14 protein-coding genes are annotated in these 14180 nt (G+C 58.6%); 12 read left to right on the forward strand and 2 right to left on the reverse strand.

Annotation, left to right across the window (positions count from 1 at the left end; genetic code table 11):
• The first annotated feature begins 123 nt into the window (after window positions 1-123).
• The 6 genes from dibA to PMI36_RS24225 all read left to right on the forward strand — a co-directional run bounded on the left by dibA (window position 124) and on the right by PMI36_RS24225 (window position 6528).
• Window positions 124-2043 carry a phosphodiesterase DibA gene (dibA, locus tag PMI36_RS24250; protein WP_008068639.1) on the forward strand — a complete coding sequence of 640 codons (1920 nt, stop codon included), beginning with the start codon at window positions 124-126 and terminating at the stop codon, window positions 2041-2043.
• Window positions 2044-2289: 246 nt separating this feature from the next.
• Window positions 2290-2472 (forward strand): sulfur starvation response protein OscA, encoded by a 183-nt coding sequence (gene oscA / locus PMI36_RS24245; protein WP_007899630.1) that lies wholly within the window; start codon window positions 2290-2292, stop codon window positions 2470-2472.
• A 143-nt stretch (window positions 2473-2615) separates the two neighbouring features.
• Window positions 2616-3629, forward strand: a complete 1014-nt coding sequence (locus PMI36_RS24240; protein ID WP_008068640.1) for a sulfate ABC transporter substrate-binding protein — start codon at window positions 2616-2618, stop codon at window positions 3627-3629.
• 204 nt (window positions 3630-3833) lie between these two features.
• Window positions 3834-4652 (forward strand): sulfate ABC transporter permease subunit CysT, encoded by an 819-nt coding sequence (gene cysT, locus PMI36_RS24235; protein WP_008068641.1) that lies wholly within the window; start codon window positions 3834-3836, stop codon window positions 4650-4652.
• Between the two features lie 13 nt (window positions 4653-4665).
• The gene (cysW, locus tag PMI36_RS24230; RefSeq protein ID WP_008068643.1) at window positions 4666-5535 is read left to right on the forward strand and encodes a sulfate ABC transporter permease subunit CysW; all 870 of its coding nucleotides are present in this window, start codon (window positions 4666-4668) and stop codon (window positions 5533-5535) included.
• 3 nt (window positions 5536-5538) lie between these two features.
• The gene (locus tag PMI36_RS24225) at window positions 5539-6528 is read left to right on the forward strand and encodes a sulfate/molybdate ABC transporter ATP-binding protein (protein ID WP_008068645.1); all 990 of its coding nucleotides are present in this window, start codon (window positions 5539-5541) and stop codon (window positions 6526-6528) included.
• A 107-nt stretch (window positions 6529-6635) separates the two neighbouring features.
• Here the strand turns inward: PMI36_RS24225 and PMI36_RS24220 are convergent, their stop codons facing one another.
• Window positions 6636-7154, reverse strand: coding sequence for an Mpo1 family 2-hydroxy fatty acid dioxygenase (locus PMI36_RS24220; RefSeq protein WP_008068647.1), 519 nt, complete (start codon window positions 7152-7154; stop codon window positions 6636-6638).
• Window positions 7155-7239: 85 nt separating this feature from the next.
• On the opposite strand from PMI36_RS24220, the gene PMI36_RS24215 reads away from it, so the two are divergent.
• Window positions 7240-7926 carry a Crp/Fnr family transcriptional regulator gene (locus PMI36_RS24215; protein ID WP_008068648.1) on the forward strand — a complete coding sequence of 229 codons (687 nt, stop codon included), beginning with the start codon at window positions 7240-7242 and terminating at the stop codon, window positions 7924-7926.
• Window positions 7927-8037: 111 nt separating this feature from the next.
• On the forward strand, window positions 8038-8403 hold the full coding sequence (locus tag PMI36_RS24210; protein ID WP_008068650.1) for a response regulator: 366 nt from the start codon (window positions 8038-8040) through the stop codon (window positions 8401-8403).
• A gap of 151 nt (window positions 8404-8554) precedes the next feature.
• Here the strand turns inward: PMI36_RS24210 and PMI36_RS24205 are convergent, their stop codons facing one another.
• Window positions 8555-9559 carry an AraC family transcriptional regulator gene (locus PMI36_RS24205; RefSeq protein ID WP_008068651.1) on the reverse strand — a complete coding sequence of 335 codons (1005 nt, stop codon included), beginning with the start codon at window positions 9557-9559 and terminating at the stop codon, window positions 8555-8557.
• Between the two features lie 100 nt (window positions 9560-9659).
• Here PMI36_RS24205 and PMI36_RS24200 point away from each other — a divergent pair, with 100 nt between their 5' ends.
• From PMI36_RS24200 to PMI36_RS24185, 4 genes are all read left to right on the forward strand, one after another.
• Window positions 9660-10733 (forward strand): fatty acid desaturase, encoded by a 1074-nt coding sequence (locus PMI36_RS24200; RefSeq protein ID WP_008068652.1) that lies wholly within the window; start codon window positions 9660-9662, stop codon window positions 10731-10733.
• 465 nt (window positions 10734-11198) lie between these two features.
• On the forward strand, window positions 11199-11780 hold the full coding sequence (locus PMI36_RS24195) for an alpha/beta hydrolase (protein WP_008068653.1): 582 nt from the start codon (window positions 11199-11201) through the stop codon (window positions 11778-11780).
• A 60-nt stretch (window positions 11781-11840) separates the two neighbouring features.
• Complete coding sequence (locus PMI36_RS24190) at window positions 11841-12773, forward strand: sigma 54-interacting transcriptional regulator (RefSeq protein ID WP_008068654.1); 933 nt, start codon at window positions 11841-11843, stop codon at window positions 12771-12773.
• A gap of 262 nt (window positions 12774-13035) precedes the next feature.
• The gene (locus tag PMI36_RS24185) at window positions 13036-13818 is read left to right on the forward strand and encodes a MetQ/NlpA family ABC transporter substrate-binding protein (protein ID WP_008068655.1); all 783 of its coding nucleotides are present in this window, start codon (window positions 13036-13038) and stop codon (window positions 13816-13818) included.
• Window positions 13819-14180 lie beyond the last annotated feature (362 nt).

A 14180-nucleotide genomic window follows, 5' to 3' on the forward strand; every position in this document is an offset into this window, starting at 1 on the left:
AAAAAACAGCCGTTGCATTATCACTTAGCCCACAGATAAAACCAGTCGCCCTTTCAGATAAGAGTGGCTGGATGTGTCTTTAATCTATAATTCCAGCCTTTTTGTAGGGACATGGACGCTCTAATGTCAGCCACCTATCGCGATGCTTTGCGTGCAGCGCTGCTCTACCTGGTGCTTTCCGTCGCCTGGTTCCAGTTTAGTGGTTATTTACTGAACAGGTTCTTCGATAGTTCCCCCGACCTCCTGCGCTGGCAGCTGATCAACGGTTATGCCTGGGTGGCGTTCAGTGCCGGACTGATCTTCATTGCGCGGGCGCGATTGTTTCGCTGTCTGGGTGTCGGCGCCAAGTTGCGTGAGCGTAATGCAGACAGGGAACGTTTGCGTCAGGCGGCAGCGGTGTTCGATTGCACCCGTGAAGGGGTGCTGGTCACTAATAGCAACGGGTTGATCGTCCATGTGAACCGGGCGTTCATGGAAATCACCGGCTATCAGCGTGAAGAAGTGCTGGGGCAGCGACCGAACATGTTCAAGTCGGGCCATCACCCGCCGGTTTTCTACCAGGTGATGTTCGCGGCACTCGACAGCCTTGGTGAGTGGAGCGGAGAAATCTGGAATCGCCGTAAAAACGGCGAGATCTACCCGCAATGGCAGACGATCCGCCTCATTCGCGACGATCAGGGACGGCTCAGCCAGTACGTTGCGGTGTTTTCCGACATCAGCGCGATCAAGAACTCCGAGCATGAATTGACGCATCTGGCCCATAACGATCCGTTGACCGATCTGCCCAATCGCCTTCTGCTAACCGACCGTGCCGGGCAGGCCGTGGCCTCGGCGCAGGTCCACAAGCGCGGTTGCGCGTTGCTGATGATCGACCTCGATCATTTCAAGTTGATCAATGACAGTCTCGGTCACAGTGTCGGTGACCAACTGCTCAAGGCTGTGGCTGAGCGCCTGAATGCCTTGTTCGGCCCGGGCAACACTCTGGCGCGGCTCAGCGGCGACGAATTTGCGGTATTGACTGAAAACTGCCCGCAACCGGGGCATGCCGCGGCGCTGGCTCAGCGAGTCATCGATGGCCTTAAGGAACCGTTCCAGATCGACGGACATCCGCTATTTATCAACGCCAGCATCGGCATCAGCCTGTTTCCAAGCGATGCCTTGAGTGCCGAGCAACTGTTGCGCAACGCCGACTCGGCGCTGTTCAAGGCCAAGAGCGCTGGCCGCGACGGCTATGCCCTCTACACCGAAGAATTGACCGCGCACGCCCAGCAGCGCGTCGAGATCGCATTCCAATTGCGCCGAGCGCTGGAGCAACAGCAATTGCGGGTTTATTACCAACCCGTGCATGACCTCAAAACCAGTCGCCTGATCGGCGTCGAGGCTCTCGTGCGCTGGGAGCATCCGCAACGTGGGTTGGTGTCGCCGGCTGAATTCATCCCCATCGCCGAACGCACCGGGCTGATTGCCGAGATCGATGCCTGGATCATGCGTCAGGCCTGCCAGCAGATGTGCCAGTGGCAAGCGGCGGGCGTGGTGTTGTCGTTTGTCGCGGTGAACGTTTCTTCTCGCCTGTTCGCCCGACGCGAGTTGTATCAGCAGGTGGCTCAGGTGCTGCACGACACCGGGCTGGATCCGGCGTATCTGGAGCTGGAAGTCACCGAAAGCGCGGTGATGGAAGACCCGGAAGTGGCGCTGGAGCAGATGCATCGCTTACGCGAGTTGGGCGTGCGGCTGGCCATCGACGACTTCGGCACGGGCTATTCATCGTTGCTGCGGCTCAAGCGTTTGCCGGTGCAAAAGCTCAAGATCGATCAGGGGTTTGTCGCAGGCTTGCCGGGTGATGAGGATGACGCGGCGATCGCGCGGGTAATCATTGCGCTGGCGCAGAGCATGGGGATGCAAGTGCATGCCGAGGGGATCGAGCAGGTCGAGCAGGCGAGTTTCCTGTTCGAGCACGACTGTGATTTGGGGCAGGGGTACTGGTTTGGGCGGCCAGTGTCGGCGGCATCATTGGATTGGGCTCGGGCGCCAGTGATTTCCTGAAAGCGAAAAGATCGCAGCCTTCCTGCAAGGGGTCGGTGAGCCCCTGTAGGAGCTGCCGAAGGCTGCGATCTTTTGATCTTCAAGCTAATAACGTTCCGCAAATCCTTGCCCCATCAAATAATGCCTTCTAGTTATATAAACATTCTTAAATAGTCTTTTTAAGAATATCCGCGCCTATCTACTATTGCCCTTACGCCGTAAGCAGTGCCCGCCACTGCCAGGCATATCTCATTAAGGAGCAGCACCATGAGCGCATCCCTACGTAGTGTTGACGGGCAGGACGAAGCCACCATTTTGCGTGAGATCCAAAGCGCTTTGCGCGATCTGCGCTTTGGCGCGGTGGAAATCACCGTGCATAACGCCCAGGTGGTTCAGATCGAACGCAAAGAGAAATTCCGTTTGCAGAGCCCGGGCAACAAGCCGAGCTGAAGCGAAAGATTGAAAGATCAAAAGATCGCAGCCTTCGGCAACTCCTACGGGAGGCTGATGTAAAGGCTGCGATCTTCGAACAGGCAACCCGTTCCAGACCATAAGAAAAAGCCAACACATCAAGAATTCCAGGAGCTTTCACCATGTCGTCGATTCGTCATTTTGCTTTGGCCGCCCTGGCCAGTGCCCTTTTTGCTGGTTCCGCGGTTGCCAAGGATTACGAGCTGCTCAACGTGTCGTATGACCCGACCCGTGAGCTGTACCAGGAGTACAACGCCGAGTTCATCAACTTCTGGAAAAAGGACCACGCTGGCGACAACGTGAAAATCCAGCAGTCCCACGGTGGTTCGGGCAAGCAGGGCCGGGCGGTGATCGACGGTCTGCGGGCCGACGTGGTGACCCTGGCCCTGGCTGGTGACATCGATGAAGTCGCCAAGCTCGGCAAGAGCCTGCCGGTCGACTGGCAGAAGCGTCTTCCGGAAGCGAGCACACCTTACACCTCGACTATCGTGTTCCTGGTGCGCAAAGGCAACCCGAAAGGCATCAAGGACTGGGGTGATCTGACCAAAAACGGCGTGGAAGTCATCACCCCGAACCCGAAAACCTCCGGCGGCGCACGCTGGAACTTCCTCGCGGCCTGGGCTTATGGCCTGAAAGCCAACGGCGGTAATGAAGCCAAGGCCAAAGAGTACGTGCAGACCCTGTTCAAACACGTGCCTGTGCTGGACACCGGTGCTCGCGGCTCGACCATCACCTTCGTCAACAACGGTCAGGGCGACGTGTTGCTGGCCTGGGAAAACGAAGCCTTCCTGGCGTTGAAAGAAGACGGCGGTGCCGACAAGTTCGACATCGTTGTACCGTCGCTGTCGATCCTTGCCGAACCACCGGTGGCCGTGGTCGACAAGAACGCCGAGAAAAAGGGCAACACTGACATTGCTGAAGCGTACCTCAAGCACCTGTACAGCCCGGCCGGCCAGGAAATCGCGGCGAAAAACTTCTATCGTCCACGTAACAAAGAAGTGGCCGCCAAGTACGCCAAACAGTTCCCGACACTGGAGCTGGTGACCATCGACAAGGACTTCGGCGGCTGGAAAACCGCGCAACCGAAATTCTTCAATGACGGTGGCGTGTTCGACCAGATTTATCAGGCGCAGTAACCTGAAATAGATCAGCCAATGCGCAATCCATGTGGGAGCGGGCTTGCTCGCGAAGACAGCGGCACAGTCAACATTGATGTCGCCTGAGGCACCGCCTTCGCGAGCAAGCCCGCTCCCACAGGTTTAGCACTTAAGTGGCTGGCATTGGCTAACAGGCCCCGATTTCACCGTCGGGGCTTAGCGCGTTCTCAACCAAGGACTTTTATGTCGCGTCGTATCTCCCCCGTCATACCCGGCTTCGGGCTGACGCTGGGCTACACCTTGGTGTACCTCAGCTTGATTGTGCTCATTCCACTGGCGGCGATGTTCGTGCATGCCGCTCAACTTACCTGGGAGCAGTTCTGGGCGATCATCTCGGCGCCACGGGTGCTCGCGGCGTTGAAGCTGAGTTTCGGCACCGCGCTCTATGCCGCGATCATCAACGGCATCATTGGCACGCTGCTGGCCTGGGTGCTGGTGCGCTACACGTTCCCGGGACGCAAAGTCATCGACGCGATGATCGACCTGCCCTTTGCTTTGCCCACAGCGGTGGCCGGTATCGCGCTGACCGCGCTGTACACCCCCACCGGTCTGGTGGGTCAGTTCGCGGCGGACCTGGGCTTCAAGATCGCGTATACCCCCCTCGGTATCACCCTGGCGCTGACTTTTGTAACACTTCCATTCGTAGTACGTACGGTACAGCCTGTACTGGCCGATATCCCTCGCGAAGTGGAGGAGGCGGCAGCTTGCCTGGGGGCGAAACCGTTACAGGTTTTCCGCCATATCCTGGTGCCGGCGCTGCTACCAGCCTGGCTGACCGGTTTCGCATTGGCCTTTGCCCGCGGGGTCGGCGAGTACGGTTCGGTGATTTTCATCGCCGGCAACATGCCGATGAAAACCGAAATTCTGCCGCTGCTGATCATGGTCAAACTCGACCAGTACGATTACACCGGCGCCACCTCCATTGGTGTACTGATGCTGGTGGTTTCCTTTGTCCTGTTGCTGCTGATCAACTTGCTGCAGCGGCGCATCGAAACCCCATAAGGAGGCGCGAAAAATGTCCCAATCGTCTATTGCAGCAGCCTCCTCGAACGCCGCCCGCCGTGGCAGTGCCACGTCGCGGCGAGTCTTGATCGGCCTCGGCTGGCTGATCTTCGCGCTGTTTTTGCTATTGCCGTTGTTCATCGTGGTGTCCCAGGGGCTGAAGCTGGGCCTGGGCGCGTTCTTTACCGCGATCTTCGAGCCGGACGCCTTGTCGGCGTTGAAACTCACCGTGATCGCGGTGCTGATCTCGGTGCCGCTGAACCTGGTGTTCGGTGTCAGCGCGGCGTGGTGCGTGAGTAAATACTCGTTCCGCGGCAAGAGCATGCTGGTGACCCTGATCGACCTGCCGTTCTCGGTGTCGCCGGTGATTGCCGGTCTGGTCTATGTATTGATGTTCGGCGCCCAAGGCCTGTTCGGCCCGTGGTTGCAGGATCACGACATCCAGATCGTCTTCGCCTTGCCGGGCATCGTGCTGGCGACGATTTTCGTCACCGTGCCGTTCGTGGCACGTGAGCTGATCCCGCTGATGCAGGAACAAGGCACTCAGGAGGAAGAGGCCGCGCGCCTGCTTGGCGCCAATGGCTGGCAGATGTTCTGGCACGTCACCGTTCCCAATATCAAATGGGGCCTGATCTATGGCGTGGTGCTGTGCACGGCCAGGGCCATGGGTGAGTTCGGTGCGGTGTCGGTGGTTTCCGGGCACATTCGCGGGGTGACCAACACCCTGCCGCTGCACGTCGAGATCCTCTACAACGAATACAACCACGTGGCCGCGTTCGCCGTGGCGAGCCTGTTGCTGATCCTGGCGCTCTTCATCCTGCTGCTCAAGCAGTGGAGCGAAAACCGTATTAACCGCCTGCGCGCCAGCGCCGCGGAGGAATAAGTCATGTCGATCGAAGTGCGTAACGTCAGCAAGAACTTCCACGCGTTCAAGGCGCTGGACAACATCAGCCTGGACATTCAAAGCGGCGAACTCGTGGCGCTGCTCGGCCCGTCCGGCTGCGGCAAGACCACGTTGCTGCGAATCATCGCCGGCCTGGAAACCCCGGATCAGGGCAACATCGTGTTCCATGGCGAAGACGTTTCCGGCCACGACGTGCGTGATCGCAACGTCGGTTTCGTGTTCCAGCACTACGCCTTGTTCCGGCACATGACGGTGTTCGATAACGTCGCGTTCGGCCTGCGCATGAAGCCGAAAAACCAGCGTCCGAGCGAGAGCCAGATCGCGGTGAAAGTCCACGAACTGCTGAACATGGTGCAACTGGATTGGTTGGCTGATCGCTACCCGGAACAACTCTCCGGCGGTCAGCGTCAACGCATTGCGTTGGCTCGTGCCTTGGCGGTGGAACCGAAAGTCCTGCTGCTCGACGAACCCTTCGGTGCGCTGGATGCCAAGGTCCGTAAAGAGCTGCGTCGCTGGCTTGCACGGCTGCACGAAGACATCAACCTGACGTCGGTGTTCGTGACCCACGACCAGGAAGAGGCGATGGAAGTCGCCGATCGTATCGTGGTGATGAACAAGGGCGTGATCGAGCAGATCGGCTCACCGGGCGACGTCTACGAAAACCCGGCCAGCGATTTCGTCTATCACTTCCTTGGCGACTCGAACCGTCTGCATTTGGGCGAAGACCGGCACGTGCTGTTCCGTCCACACGAAGTGTCACTGTCGCGGCATGAGCTGGAAGATCACCATGCGGCTGAAGTGCGCGATATTCGTCCGCTGGGCGCGACTACGCGGGTGACGCTGAAGGTCGAAGGTCAAAGCGAGCTGATCGAAGCCGAAGTGGTGAAAGACCACGACAGCCTGGTCGGATTGGCCAAGGGTGAGACGCTATTCTTCAAGCCCAAGGTCTGGCAGAAAGTCGCCAACATTTAAGGGCAAAAGCATCGCGGGCAAGCCCGCTCCCACAGTGAATCTGCGTTGAACACACATCTGTGGCCAACCCAAAACCCTGTGGGAGCGGGCTTGCTCGCGAAAGCGATCTACGCCGCAGCACCTTTCTGACGCAAACGCACACCGCCCACTCGCGCCTCGATCTGCTCTTTCAGCTCACGCCGCATCCCGAGCAAAAACGCCAGCTCAACCACCACGAACAACGGTCCGACAATCAACCCCGTCACATCATCGACAAACGCCGGTTTGCGCCCTTCGTAATGATGCCCGACAAACTGAATCGCCCACCCCACCACAAACATCCCGATGCCGCTGGCCAGCCAGACCAGCGTACTTTGCTGCGCGAGTACCTGGCCCGCCCAAATGCACAGACCGAGCAACACAGTCATCAACACCCCAAGACGAATCTCCAGGCGCAGGTAAAACCACGCCGATGCCATCGCGACCAGCACCGCCGGCGAAATCCAGCCTGCGCCCCATTGCGGCCGCGACAGCAACACCGCAACCGCCACTACAATCAGCGGGATACCGATAAAGTGGCTGGCAATATTGCGCGGGTCACGGTGGTAGGCGGCGTATTGACTGAGATGGTCAACGAGGCTTTTCATTGTTATTCCTCCTGTAGGGTGATGGATGATGCCCCGGGTTTCATCTTTCGCTCTGTCAGCCAGGCGACAATCTCCAGGAGTTTTCATGGACATGCAGATTTGGCGTTCTCGCCTGGATACGGGGCAGTGGTTCAGTCATTTACCTGTTCCTTTACAGGATAGTCTGCTGACTGCGGCCCGGGTTCGGCGCCTGCCGTCGGGGCAACTGCTATTCAAGCGCGGTGATCCGCCGTGCGGGCTGTATGCAGTGCTCGAAGGTTCGGTGCGCATTGGTGCGGTGAGCGAGCAGGGCAAGGAAGCGCTGCTGAGCCTGGTGGAAGCGCCGCACTGGTTCGGCGAAATCTGCCTGTTCGATGGCCAGCCGCGAACCCACGATGCCTATGCCGTCGGCCAGTGCATCCTGTTGCACATCCCGCAGGCGACGCTGCTGAAGTTGCTCGACCAACAACCGGTTTACTGGCGGCAACTGGCGTTGCTGATGAGCCAAAAACTGCGCCTGACCTTCATCAACCTCGAACAGCTCAGCCTGATGCCAGCCCCGGCACGCTTGGCTCATCGCTTGCTGATGATCGCCGAGGGTTACGGTGAAATCGACCCGCCGCGCCGTGTTCTGCAACTGCCTCAGGAGCAACTGGCGTCGATGCTGTCGCTGTCGCGCCAGACCACCAACCAGCTCCTCAAGGATTTGCAGGGGCAAGGGATTCTGAATCTAAAGTATGGCGAGATCGAGATTCTGGATGCCGAACGGTTGCGAGCATTGGCGGTGATTTGACGTGCACCTGTAGGCGCTGCCGAAGGCTGCGATCTTTTGAAATCACCACGGTATTGATGGGCTTTATCCGCGAACGCGCCTAGCCTGTGACGACGACAATCGAGGTGTGCCATGCGTGTGTTGCTAGTGGAAGACGAACCCGAAACCGCCAGCCTCCTGGCCAAAGGCTTGAGCGAAGCGAGTTACGCGGTGGATGTGGCGCTTAATGGCATGGACGGCCGGCGCTTTATCGAGTCCGGTGAGTACGAACTGATCATCCTCGACGTGATGCTGCCGGGACTCAACGGCTGGCAATTGCTGCAACAGATCCGCAAGCTCGGCGACACGCCGGTGCTGCTCCTCACCACCAAGGATGGCATCGAAGATCGGCTGCGCGGGCTGGAATTGCATGAGGATGATTACCTGCTCAAGTCGTTTGCCGTCAGTGAACTGGTGAAGCGGGTGCGCAAGTTGTTGCGGCGGGATCGCGGGCGCTGAAGGTTTGCGGCGTATGGACTACCGCCTTCGCGAGCAAGCCCGCTCCCACAGGGTTTTCGGTTGTTCACAACATTGTGATTCACACAGGTTCACTGTGGGAGCGGGCTTGCCCGCGAAGAGGCCGGAAAACTCAAAACACCTCTCGGATCTGTCACTGCAACCCATCCCGAAACTGCCCCGGCGTCATCCCGGTCCAGCGCTTGAACGCACGGCTGAAGCTGCTGGTGTCGGCGAACCCCAGCAGGTAACTGACTTCGCTCAACGAGCATTGCGGGTCGCGCAGGTGCAGCAGCGCCAGGTTTTCCCGACTTTCGTTGAGCAGCGTATCGAACCGACAACCTTCGTCCGCCAGGTGCCGTTGAAGGCTGCGCAGACTCAAGTGCAGCGCTTGGGCGATGCATTCGGCCGACGGTTCACCTTCGGGTAATTGCTCTTCAATGGCGTCACGAACCTTGCGCTCCCAGGTCAGGGGTTTGAGTTGCGCCAGGGTGCGTTTGAGCACGGTTTCGTTGTGTTCGGCCAGTTCCGGGTTGGCATCGTCCAGGTGACTGTCGAAATCCACCAGGGCGAATTCCAGTCGGTCTTCGTCGGCGGCGAAATATACCGGCGAGCGGAACACTTTGTGCCATTGGTGCGGGTCGGCCGGTTCCGGACGACGCAGGTAGACCGCCAGCGGGGCGTAGTCACGGCCCAGGCGATTGCGGCAGGTGCGCACGTAAATCGCCGCGAAGGCGTCGATGGCCTCGAAGGCTGGCGCGGGGTTGCCTTGGGGGATTTTCAGGCGGAAGTAGTAGCGATCCTCAGCGCGGATCAATTCCAGATCCAGCGCGTTGCTGACCACCTGGTGATAACGCACGATGCGCTCGAAGACTTCCCGCAGGCTGCCACTGGCCACCAACGCATAACCCAGCGCATGAAACGTGGTGGGGCTGACGAAGCGCGACACCCGCAAGCCAATCGCCGGGTCGCCGCTGACCTGCACCGCGATGTGCCACAGGCGCGTGGTGCCGGACAACGGGTAACGGGCGTTCGGGTCGTCCATCAACTGCGGGTCGAGCCCCGCCTGTTGGCACAGGGCTGTGCTGTCGAGCCCCAGCGCATCGAGCTGCTTGCGCAGTGCGCGGGTCCAGCTGGCGAGGGAGGTCGGTTCAGTCATGTTGATTGGCGCGTCCGGTCAACAGGTTGGCGTTCACGGCTACCGCTCTGTAAATCATCACAGGGCAGGATGCGAACATCAATAACCAGAGGATGGAAGCATGGACGGTACTTGTGCAAGTCCCCAGCGACTGAATGCAGCACAGCGATCAGCGCATATTCGCGAGGTGGTATTGGCCAAAGGCGTCGAACTGCGCCAGCGCTACCCGATTCTTACCCATCAGGACGCCCTGGGCGCGGGTATTCTGACCTTCGCGTTGGCCGGGATGATCGGTTGCGCAGCGCTGTACATCACCGGGTACATGGCCTGGTGGGTATGCCTGTTGCTCAACGCGTTTTTCGCCTCGCTGACCCACGAGCTGGAGCATGACCTGATCCACAGCATGTACTTCCGCAAACAGCGCGTGCCGCATAACCTGATGATGGGCCTGGTATGGCTGGCACGGCCGAGCACCATCAATCCCTGGATCCGCCGTCATTTGCACCTAAACCATCACAAGGTGTCCGGTACCGAAGCCGACATGGAAGAGCGGGCGATCACCAACGGTGAGCCGTGGGGAATCGCGCGGCTATTGATGGTCGGCGACAACGTGATGTCGGCGTTCATCCGCATGCTGCGGGCCAAGACCCGGGCGCACAAGTTCAGCATCATCAAGCGCTTTCTGAAGGTTTACGCACCGCTGGCGCTGGTGCATTGGGGGGCGTGGTACGTGTTCCTCGGTTTTCACTCCGCCAACGGCATCGCGCATCTGCTGGGGGCGCCCATCGAATGGTCGGCGACTACTTTGGCGGTGATGCAGGTGATCGACATCGCGGCCGTCGTGATCATCGGCCCGAATGTGTTGCGTACGTTCTGCCTGCACTTTGTCAGCTCGAACATGCACTACTACGGTGACGTGGAACCGGGGAACGTGATTCAGCAGACCCAGGTGCTGAACCCTTGGTGGATGTGGCCGTTGCAAGCATTCTGCTTCAACTTTGGCAGCAGCCACGGGATCCATCATTTTGTGGTGAAGGAGCCGTTTTACATCCGGCAGATGACCGTCCCGGTGGCGCACAAGGTTATGCGCGAGATGGGGGTGCGGTTCAATGATTTCGGGACGTTCGGGCGGGCGAACCGGTTTGTGCGCAAGGACACCACCGAGACGCAGGAGGTGCGTGCCGCTCAGGTTTGATGATGTAACCGGAAACTCAAATGCTGGTCATCAATTTGACCCAAAGGGACGATACGGTGTGACGCAAGCAGTGATTCGTATATGCGATTCAGGTCTATTAAAGTAATTAAACATTCCTTTATCGGATAACCGTTTCAGCCAATTATCGCGTCACAGCGATGTTGATCAGCGCTAACAGATTTCGAGTTTCCGGGGCCGTCTCCTTGGCAGGGTGCGGTCCCTTTTTTTATCCCGGATAAAGTGCCAGTCAGTGAACCCTGTGGGAGCGGGCTTGCTCGCGAAGGCGTCGTGTCAGTCAATATCAATATCAACTGACAGACCGCCTTCGCGAGCAAGCCCGCTCCCACATTTGATCGTGTTATATATTCGATATGGGTCTTAATAAATAGCTTCTTATTCCTTAACGAATATAACTCTCCTCCCTATACTCGGTCACGAACAGACACGCAGCAGGAGAGCTTCCCCATGCGCAACGAATCAATTCGCTACCTGATTGTGCCGGGCTGGCAAGGATCGCCAGAAGATCATTGGCAAACCCATTGGCAGAACAGCCTGCCAAACAGCGCGCGGGTGGAGCAAGCCGACTGGCTGACGCCTCGTCGTGAGGACTGGGTCGCGGCACTGGCCGAGGCGATTGCCGCCGACAGCACGCCAGTGATTCTGATCGCCCATAGCCTGGGTTGCATCACGGTTGCGCATTGGGCCGCCACGGCGCCGTTGCAGTTTTTGCGTCAGGTGCGCGGCGCCTTGCTGGTCGCGCCAGCGGACGTCGAACGCCCGGCTTGCGCGCCGGCGCTGCGCAACTTCGCACCGATCCCGACTCATTTGCTGCCGTTCCCGAGCCAGGTCGTCAGCTCCGACAACGACAGCGCCGTGAGCGCGCCACGAGCCCTTGAACTGGCGCGCCAGTGGGGCGCCGAGGCGGGGATTTTATCGGGGGCCGGGCACATCAACGTGAAGTCCGGTCACCAGCGTTGGGAGCAGGGTTTTGCGTACCTCTATCGTCTGCAAAACCGCATGGAGCAACACGCCCTGCGTCGCGCCTGAACCCTTTATATTTTTTAAAAAACGCCCCCGTCTGCCGGCGGTTTTGGGCGGGAGTCTGCCATGAGCTTGCATGAAACCTTCGGTCAGCCGCTGCTGACCTTTCCTGACGCGGAAAAAAGCCCGTTGAGCATTCGCGCCAAGGCGTTGGTGTTTGTCGATCCGCGTTCCCGGCAGTTGCGCCAGGAGCTGGAACAACTGGCGCCACGTTCGATCTCGGTATTGATCCGCGGTGAAACCGGCAGCGGTAAAGAACTGCTGGCGCGGCATATCCATCGCGCCAGTGATCGTGGCGGGTTGTTCGTGTCGGTCAATTGCGGGGCGATCAGCCCGACCTATGCCGACGCTGAACTGTTCGGCTACGCCGCCGGCAGTTACAGCGGTTCGGCCAGCAGTCGCGCTGGCTGGTTCGGTTCGGCCAATGGCGGCACGCTCTATCTGGACGAGATCGGCGACTTGCCGTTGCCAATCCAGATCAAGTTGCTCGCAGCCCTGGAAAACCACGAAGTCACTCGCGTTGGTGCTCAGCAGCCAAGCCCGGTGGACGTACGTCTGGTGGCCGCCACCAGCATCGATCTGGTTCAGGCCGTGGCTGCCGGAAAATTCCATGAGCGGCTCTATCACTACCTCAGTGAAGGCCAGCTCGAACTGCCAGCCTTGCGTGAAAGGGTGGGCGATATTTTGTCGCTGGCCGAATACTTCCTCGGCATCTACAGCCAACGCCTCGATCTGCCGGTGCCATTGATCAGCGACGCCGCACAGCAGCTGCTGGAGCAGCACAGTTGGCCGGGCAACACCCGGGAGCTGGAGAACGTCATCCACTTTGCGTTGTTGGTGAGTACCGGCGATGAGATTTTGCCGGAGCATTTGAATTTGCCCGAGGCATCGGTATCGCTGCTTCAGATCGAACAGCAACTCAAAAAAATCCTCGGCAACGGGTCCGCCGCCGAGAAAGAGGCCTTGAAACAACTGCTCAAAGCCACCGGGCTTGTGTAGGAGCTGGCGCAGCCTGCGATCTTTTGATCTTGATTTTCGGTGCCTTTGAAATCGCCAAATCAAACGATCGCAGGCTTCGGCAGCTCCTACATCGGGCGTGGCGGTTGTATGAACAAAATGGAATATGAAAGTGAATAAAAGATATTGTTCGGGAATAAAAAATCCCGGTATTGTCCGCGTCACGCCAGCGATAGCACATCACTGGCACTCGTACTAATTAGCCGTCGTCGATGATGGCCGCGAATTTCGATAAGGACACTGCATGAAAAAGGTTCTGTTGTTTACCGCATTGGCGGCTGCCCTGACTGCGGGCCTGGCCCAGGCTGGCGAGAAACTGGTGGTTGCGGCGACGCCGATTCCACATGCCGAGATTCTTGAATTGATCAAGCCAACCCTCGCCAAAGAAGGCGTGGACCTGGAAATCAAAGTCTTCACCGACTACGTTCAGCCGAACGTGCAGGTCGACCAGAAGCGTCTGGACGCCAACTACTTCCAGACCCTGCCGTACCTGAAAAACTTCAACGAAGGCAAAAGCACTAACCTGGTGACCGTGATCGGCGTGCATGTCGAACCCTTCGGCGGCTACTCGAAGAAAGTCAAAAGCCTGGCTGAGCTGAAAGACGGCGCAACCATCGCCATCCCGAACGAAGGCAGCAACAGTGGCCGTGCCCTGATCCTGCTGCAGAAGGCTGGCCTGATCGAGTTGAAAGACCCGAAGAACGCCGTGGCCACACCGAAAGACATCGCCAAGAACCCGCACAACTTCAAGTTCAAGGAACTGGAATCGGCCATGCTGCCGCGTGTTCTGGATCAGGTCGACCTGGACATGATCAACACCAACTACGCGCTGGACGCGGGTCTGAACCCGGCTAAAGATGCACTGGTGATCGAAGGTGCCGATTCGCCTTACGTGAACTTCCTGGTGGCGCGTCCAGACAACAAGGACAGCGTTGCCATCCAGAAACTGGCCAAGGCCCTGACCAGCCCGGAAGTGAAGGCATTCATCGCCAAGAAGTACAGCGGCGCGGTACTGCCGGCGTTCTGATTGGCCGCAGTCTCAAACCCCTTCAAGGTTTCAACGCCGACGGCTGATATAGCGTCGGCGTTTTTTATTACGCCAAGATCAAAAGATCGCAGCCTCGTTTCACTCGACAGCTCCTACAGGGTGTACACCATCCCAATGTAGGAGCTGTCGAGTGAAACGAGGCTGCGATCTTTTGCTTTAAAGTTTCAGGCCACCCGCGCCTTCAGCGCCTTGCGCAACGCCACCAGCAATTTCACGATGTCTTGCGGATCCAGCCGCTGCGGCACGTTTACGTCAGCCATTTTTCTCTTCCTTGTGATGGTTCGGCCGGGGGGAGTCTGGCCAAAAGCTGTACGTCCTTGGAGGGGCTTTTTGAAAAAAAG

The organism is Pseudomonas sp. GM79 (assembly GCF_000282495.1).
Classification (GTDB): domain Bacteria; phylum Pseudomonadota; class Gammaproteobacteria; order Pseudomonadales; family Pseudomonadaceae; genus Aquipseudomonas.

Bases quoted from the DNA above. Each gene is read 5' to 3' on its own strand.
- cysT (WP_008068641.1), top strand. From the start codon at position 3,834: ATGTCGCGTCGTATCTCCCCCGTCATACCCGGCTTCGGGCTGACGCTG.
- PMI36_RS24215 (WP_008068648.1), top strand. From the start codon at position 7,240: ATGGACATGCAGATTTGGCGTTCTCGCCTGGATACGGGGCAGTGGTTC.
- PMI36_RS24195 (WP_008068653.1), top strand. From the start codon at position 11,199: ATGCGCAACGAATCAATTCGCTACCTGATTGTGCCGGGCTGGCAAGGA.
- PMI36_RS24240 (WP_008068640.1), top strand. From the start codon at position 2,616: ATGTCGTCGATTCGTCATTTTGCTTTGGCCGCCCTGGCCAGTGCCCTT.
- dibA (WP_008068639.1), top strand. From the start codon at position 124: ATGTCAGCCACCTATCGCGATGCTTTGCGTGCAGCGCTGCTCTACCTG.
- PMI36_RS24210 (WP_008068650.1), top strand. From the start codon at position 8,038: ATGCGTGTGTTGCTAGTGGAAGACGAACCCGAAACCGCCAGCCTCCTG.
- cysW (WP_008068643.1), top strand. From the start codon at position 4,666: ATGTCCCAATCGTCTATTGCAGCAGCCTCCTCGAACGCCGCCCGCCGT.
- PMI36_RS24185 (WP_008068655.1), top strand. From the start codon at position 13,036: ATGAAAAAGGTTCTGTTGTTTACCGCATTGGCGGCTGCCCTGACTGCG.
- PMI36_RS24225 (WP_008068645.1), top strand. From the start codon at position 5,539: ATGTCGATCGAAGTGCGTAACGTCAGCAAGAACTTCCACGCGTTCAAG.
- PMI36_RS24200 (WP_008068652.1), top strand. From the start codon at position 9,660: ATGGACGGTACTTGTGCAAGTCCCCAGCGACTGAATGCAGCACAGCGA.
- PMI36_RS24190 (WP_008068654.1), top strand. From the start codon at position 11,841: ATGAGCTTGCATGAAACCTTCGGTCAGCCGCTGCTGACCTTTCCTGAC.
- PMI36_RS24205 (WP_008068651.1), bottom strand. From the start codon at position 9,559: ATGACTGAACCGACCTCCCTCGCCAGCTGGACCCGCGCACTGCGCAAG.
- PMI36_RS24220 (WP_008068647.1), bottom strand. From the start codon at position 7,154: ATGAAAAGCCTCGTTGACCATCTCAGTCAATACGCCGCCTACCACCGT.
- oscA (WP_007899630.1), top strand. From the start codon at position 2,290: ATGAGCGCATCCCTACGTAGTGTTGACGGGCAGGACGAAGCCACCATT.